3 protein-coding genes are annotated in these 6,000 nt (G+C 66.0%); 2 read left to right on the top strand and 1 reads right to left on the bottom strand.

Annotation, left to right across the window (positions count from 1 at the left end; all coding sequences use genetic code 11):
- Window positions 1–198 precede the first annotated feature (198 nt).
- Complete coding sequence (locus N7367_RS10275; protein WP_065174735.1) at window positions 199–2,955, top strand: TonB-dependent receptor; 2,757 nt, start codon at window positions 199–201, stop codon at window positions 2,953–2,955.
- 248 nt (window positions 2,956–3,203) lie between these two features.
- Here N7367_RS10275 and N7367_RS10280 read toward each other — a convergent pair whose 3' ends face one another.
- On the bottom strand, window positions 3,204–4,817 hold the full coding sequence (locus N7367_RS10280) for an alpha-glucosidase family protein (RefSeq protein WP_279942315.1): 1,614 nt from the start codon (window positions 4,815–4,817) through the stop codon (window positions 3,204–3,206).
- A gap of 215 nt (window positions 4,818–5,032) precedes the next feature.
- Here N7367_RS10280 and N7367_RS10285 point away from each other — a divergent pair.
- On the top strand, window positions 5,033–6,000 hold a 968-nt coding region (locus tag N7367_RS10285), incomplete at its 3' end, for a polyprenyl synthetase family protein (RefSeq protein WP_279942316.1).

Below are 6,000 nucleotides of genomic sequence, written 5' to 3' on the forward strand. Positions count from 1 at the left end.
GCATGGCCCGGCGCTACCGTGGCGGGGATCTGAAAGCGATTACAACCCTGCAAACGTCATTGAATACGTATGCAGGGTGATTCCCGCGGAGAACCCGCTGCCTACCATAGCGGCGACGACAGCGGCCACCGCGTCGCACGTTCACGGCGTTGCCGGAACGACCTCGAAATGAACAACAACATTGCCTGGGAGGGGAAAATGTTGAACCACAAGCGCAGCGCGCTGAGCATCGCGCTGGCCGTTGTCCTGGCGCCGTCACTGGCGGCGGCACAGACCACGCAGAGCACCACCACGCCGGCCGGCACCGCCGCCACCAACCTGGATACGGTGCAGGTCACCGGTATCCGCCGCGGCATCGAGAACGCGATCGCGATCAAGCAGGACGCCACCTCGGTGGTGGAAGCGATCTCCGCCGAGGACATCGGCAAGCTGCCCGACGTCAGCATCGCCGAATCGATCTCGCGCCTGCCCGGCCTGGCTGCGCAGCGCGTGGCCGGTCGTGCACAGGTGATCAGCGTGCGCGGCCTGTCCCCGGACTTCGCCACCACCCTGCTCAACGGCCGTGAGGTCGTCAGCACCGGCGACAACCGTGGCGTCGAGTTCGACCAGTATCCATCCGAGCTGGTCAACGGCGTGACGGTGTACAAGACGCCCGATGCGGCACTGGTCGGCCAGGGCCTGTCGGGCACCATCGACATGCAGACCGCCCGTCCGCTCAGCTTCCCCGACCGAGTGATCGCCGTCAGCGGGCGCCTGCAGAAGAGCTCGCTCGGCGATGCGGCCAACGTCGATGAGTTCGGCAACCGCTTCAGCGCCAGCTACATCGACCAGTTCTTCGACAAGACCCTGGGCATCGCCATCGGTTACGCGCACAGCGACAACCCGATCCAGGAAAACCAGGTCGGCCTGTACGAGCCGTGGACCACCCAGTACACCACGGACGGAAAACGTCCCGGCGTTGCTGCAGGCACCTATTTCTCCGACGGCATCAAGGCGCTGCGCCGTACCGGCAACAACAAGCGCGATGGCGTGATGGCCACGATCCAGTTCCGGCCCAACAACAGCTGGAGCAGCACCTTCGATGCGTTCCACACCGAAGCCGAGCAGATCGACACCGCCAACCAGTTCGAACTGAACCTCAGCAACTACAACGGCAATTACCTGCCGGGCCTGCTGATCAGCAATCCGCAGATCAACGCCGATGGCACCTTCACCGGCGGTACCGCCAGCGGCGTGTACCCGCTGGTGCGCGGCATGTACAACAAGCGCAAGGACAAGATCGACGCGTTCGGCTGGAACAACGAATTCAACTTCGGCAGCGTCAAGCTGGTCGCCGACCTGAACTACTCCAAGGCCACGCGTGACGAGCTGAACCTGGAGAACAATCTGCAGCTCACGCCCATGCCGCAGCTGGATACGGTCGGCGTGCAGATCCGCCAGAACGGCTTCTCGCAGATCAGCCCGGGGCTGAACTACTCCAATCCCGATGCCCTTTTCCTGACCAACACCATCTATGGGTCCGGCTACGGCAAGGTGCCGAAGGTGGAAGATCGCCTGAAGGGCGGCAAGCTGGCGGCGACCATCGCCCTGCCCGAAGCGATGGCGTCGTGGGCACCGGACCTGGACATCGGCGTGAACTATGCCGATCGCCGCAAGGTCAAGACCCAGTCCGAGGGCAACATCCTGCTCGGTGCCCAGGGCGATGCCAACATCGCGGCGGACCTGCAGTACGACCCGGTGAACCTGGGCTTTGCCGGCCTCGGTACCATCCCGGCCTGGAACGTGCCGGCGGCGGTCGCCCGCTACATGACCTTCGATCCGGTCGACAACCTGGACTACCTGATTCCCAAGTCGTGGACGGTGCAGGAGAAGATCACCACCGCCTGGGCGCGCCTGAACATCAACACCGACATCGGCGTTGTCGGCGTGCGCGGCAACATCGGCGTGCAGATGCAGCGCACCGATCAGAGTTCGGACTCCCGCTACTGGGACGCGTCGCAGCCCGCCGGCAGCAACGTGCAGCCCTACTCCGACGGCCGCAAGTACAACGACTGGCTGCCGAGCCTGAATCTGGCCTTCATGTTCCCGCACGAACAGACCCTGCGCTTCGCGGCAGCCAAGCAGGTCGCGCGCCCACGCGTGGACCAGATGCGCGCCGGCCTGGAGTTCGGCGTGGATACCTCCACCGGTCGCCCCGGCGGCAGCGGCGGCAATCCGCGGCTGGACCCGTGGCGCGCCACCGCGCTGGATCTGTCCTATGAGAAGTACTTCGGCGAGAAGGCCTACGTCGCTGCGGCGATCTTCTACAAGGACCTGAAGAGCTACGTCTACACGCAGTCGGTGGACAACTACGACTTCAGCGGGCTGCTCGGCAACTACGTGCCGCCGCCGGGCATGGTGGTGCCCGTGCTGCCGACCGGCACCTTCTCCACGCCGGTGAACGGTGAGGGCGGTACCCTGCGCGGCCTCGAGCTGACCGGTTCGTTCCCGCTGGAGATGCTCACCGACAGCCTGCGCGGCTTCGGCGTGCAGGCCAGTGCCACGTTCAACGACAGCGACATCAAGATCCTCGACCCGGAAAGCGCCTCCAGCGTGGGTACCGATCCCATCAGCCTGCCGGGCCTGTCCAAGCGTGTGTACAACTTCACCGCGTACTTCGAGCGCAATGGTTTCGAGGCCCGCGTGAGCCAGCGCCGTCGTTCGGACTTCATCGGTGAGATCGGCAACTTCAACGGCAACCGCACCCTGCGTTATGTGGTGGGCGAGAACGTGACCGATGCGCAGATCAGCTACACCTTCAGCGACAGCAGCGCCCTGCGCGGGCTGACCCTGCTGCTGCAGGGAAGCAACCTGACCAACGAGCCGTACCGCACCTACGCCGGCACCAAGGATCGCCCGCTGGAATACATCGAGTGGGGCCGCACCTACGTGCTGGGTGTGAACTACAAGTTCTGACCCTCACCGGGCAATGCCGGCCCCAGGCCGGCAACCGCCGATCGAATGCCGGACGCTGCCCGGCAACCGCTCCATCGGTAGCGCCGGGCCATGCCCGGCGGCGAAGACCGCAGGCATCACCGGAAACCCGCTGCGCCGATGCAGCGGGTTTTCTTTTGGGCGGGGTCCGCCAGCAACGGCACGGCCCATAAAAAAGGGACGGGGCGCTTCGGCCCCGTCCCCGCAAGTACCGCCACCGGAGAAATCGATCAGCTGCGTCGTGCGCAGAACACCGCACGCGGCGGCAGCTGGAGTTCGCCACCCTGCACCGTGCCCGCATCCGGGCCCGGCACATCCATCTGCTGCCAACGGCCGGCCGGCAGCGGATGGGTCACCGCCTCGCCCGACAGGTTGAAGGCCAGCAGGAGGGTTTCATCTGCAAGCATACGCTCGAACAGCAGCACTGGCTCACTGCTGTCGAGGAACCGGATGCTGCCATGCTGCAGGACGGGCTGATGGCGACGCCAGCCCAGGAATGCCCGGAAGGCCGCCAGCACCGACCGCGGGTCAGCGTCCTGCACCGCGACGGCCGCTGCCCGGTGCCCGGCCGGAATCGGCAACCACGGCTGGCCGGTAGTGAAACCGGCCAGTGGCGCATCCGTCCACGGCATCGGAGTGCGGCAGCCATCGCGGCCCTTGAAGTTCGGCCAGAAGGTGATGCCGTAGGGATCCTGCAGCGCCTCGAACGGCACCTCGGCCTCGGCCAGGCCCAGTTCCTCGCCCTGGTACAGGCAGACCGAGCCGCGCAGGCAACTCAGTAACGCCACCAGCATGCGCGCCAGGCGCGGATCGGCCGGATGGCCGCCCCAGCGGGTGACCGCGCGCTCCACATCGTGGTTGGATACCGCCCAGCACGGCCAGCCTTCAGTCATCGCGGCTTCCAGGCGCGAGACAGTCTCGCGGATGTAGGCCGCGCTGTAGTCGTCCACCAGCAGTTCAAAGCTGTAACCCATGTGCAGGCGGCCATCGCGGGTGTACTCCGCGGTGGTGGCCAGCGAATCCTCCGAGGAGATCTCACCCAGGCTGACCGCACCAGGGTACTGGTCGAGCAGCGTGCGCAGCCGCTCCAGGAACGGCAGGTTCTCCGGCTGCGTGTTGTTGAAGTAGTGGTACTGGTATGCGTACGGGTTGTCCGGGCTGAAGCCGCGGCCAACGCGCTTGTCAGCGGGCTTGGCCGGGTTGTCGCGCAGCTGCGCGTCATGGAAGCAGAAGTTGATCGCATCCAGGCGGAAGCCATCCACGCCACGGTCCAGCCAGAACCGCACGTTGTCCAGCGTGGCCTGCTGCACCTGAGGGTTGTGGAAGTTCAGGTCCGGCTGGTCGACCAGGAAATTGTGCAGATAGTACTGTTCGCGGCGCGGTTCCCACTGCCAGGCGCAGCCGCCGAACAGCGACAGCCAGTTGTTGGGCGGCGTGCCGTCCTCGCGCGGGTCGGCCCAGACGTACCAGTCGGCCTTCGGATTGCTGCGATCCTGGCGGCTCTCGCGGAACCACGCGTGCTCGATCGAGGTATGGCTGAGGACCTGGTCGATCATCACCTTCAGCCCCAGGCCGTGGGCCTTGGCCAGCAGGCGGTCGAAGTCCTCCAGGCTGCCGAACAGCGGGTCGACGTCGCGGTAATCGGCGATGTCATAGCCGAAGTCGGCCATCGGCGACTTGAAGAACGGCGAGATCCAGATGGCATCCACACCCAGCGTGGCGATGTGGTCCAGGCGCTGGATGATCCCTGGCAGGTCACCGACCCCGTCGCCGTTGGCGTCAAGGAAACTGCGCGGATAGATCTGGTAGATGACGGCTCCGCGCCACCATGGATAGTGCGACATCGACAGCCCCCCTCCGGGCATGCGGGACCCGCCGGAAGCGGGCCGAAAACCAAGTCCCGCAAGCTTAGCGGTGCCTCCCCGGGGATGGCGCCACCTGCATACGTATTCACGCCAGGCAGTCACGGACGGCCGGGGCGATCAGACCCGCAGGCCGGTTTGCGCCCGAATTCACGGGCAGCGCCTATAATCATCGACGAGCCTGAAAGCCTGATCGCATGACCATCACCGAAGACACCCGCCCCGCCCTGGGCCTGCCCCAGATCCAGTCGCTTGCTGCGGCCGACATGGCCGCCGTCGACGCCCTGATCCGGCGCCGGCTGTCCTCGGACGTCGTGCTGATCAACCAGATCGCGGACCACATCATTTCCGCCGGCGGCAAGCGCCTGCGGCCGATGCTGGTGATGCTGGCCGGTCATGCGGTCGGCCATGCCGGCCCCGAGCACCACCAGCTGGCGGCGATCATCGAGTTCATCCACACCTCCACCCTGCTGCACGATGACGTAGTGGACGAATCCAGCCTGCGGCGCGGCCGCAGCACCGCCAATGCCCTGTGGGGCAACGCACCGAGCGTGCTGGTTGGCGACTTCCTGTACTCGCGCAGTTTCCAGCTGATGGTCGAGCTGGACCGCATGCCGGTGATGCGGATCCTGGCCGACACCACCAATCGCATCGCCGAAGGCGAAGTGCTGCAGCTGCTGCACGTGCATAACCCGGATACCGACGAAGCGGCCTACCTGCGCGTGATCGAGCGCAAGACCGCCGTGCTGTTCGCTGCCGGCACCCGCCTGGGCGCGCTGGCCAGCGGCGTGGACGAAGCCACCCAGCAGGCGCTGTACGACTACGGCATGCATCTGGGCTACGCCTTCCAGATCGCCGATGACGTGCTGGATTACTCGGCCAACGCCGAGGAGCTGGGCAAGAATCTGGGCGACGACCTCGCCGAAGGCAAGGCAACGCTGCCGCTGATCCATGCCATGGCCCACTCCGACGACGCCACCCGCGAGCGCCTGCGCACCATCGTGCAGGAAGGCGATGCGTCGGCAATGCCGGAAGTGCTGGCCGCGATCCACGCCACCGGCGGCCTGGACTACAGTCGTCGCCGGGCCGAGGAATACGCAGAGCGCGCCGAGCGTGCGCTCGACGGGCTGGGCGACAATGATGCCGTCGCCGCTCTGCGTGGACT

This window comes from Stenotrophomonas sp. GD04145, assembly GCF_029835135.1.
GTDB lineage: Bacteria > Pseudomonadota > Gammaproteobacteria > Xanthomonadales > Xanthomonadaceae > Stenotrophomonas > Stenotrophomonas maltophilia_P.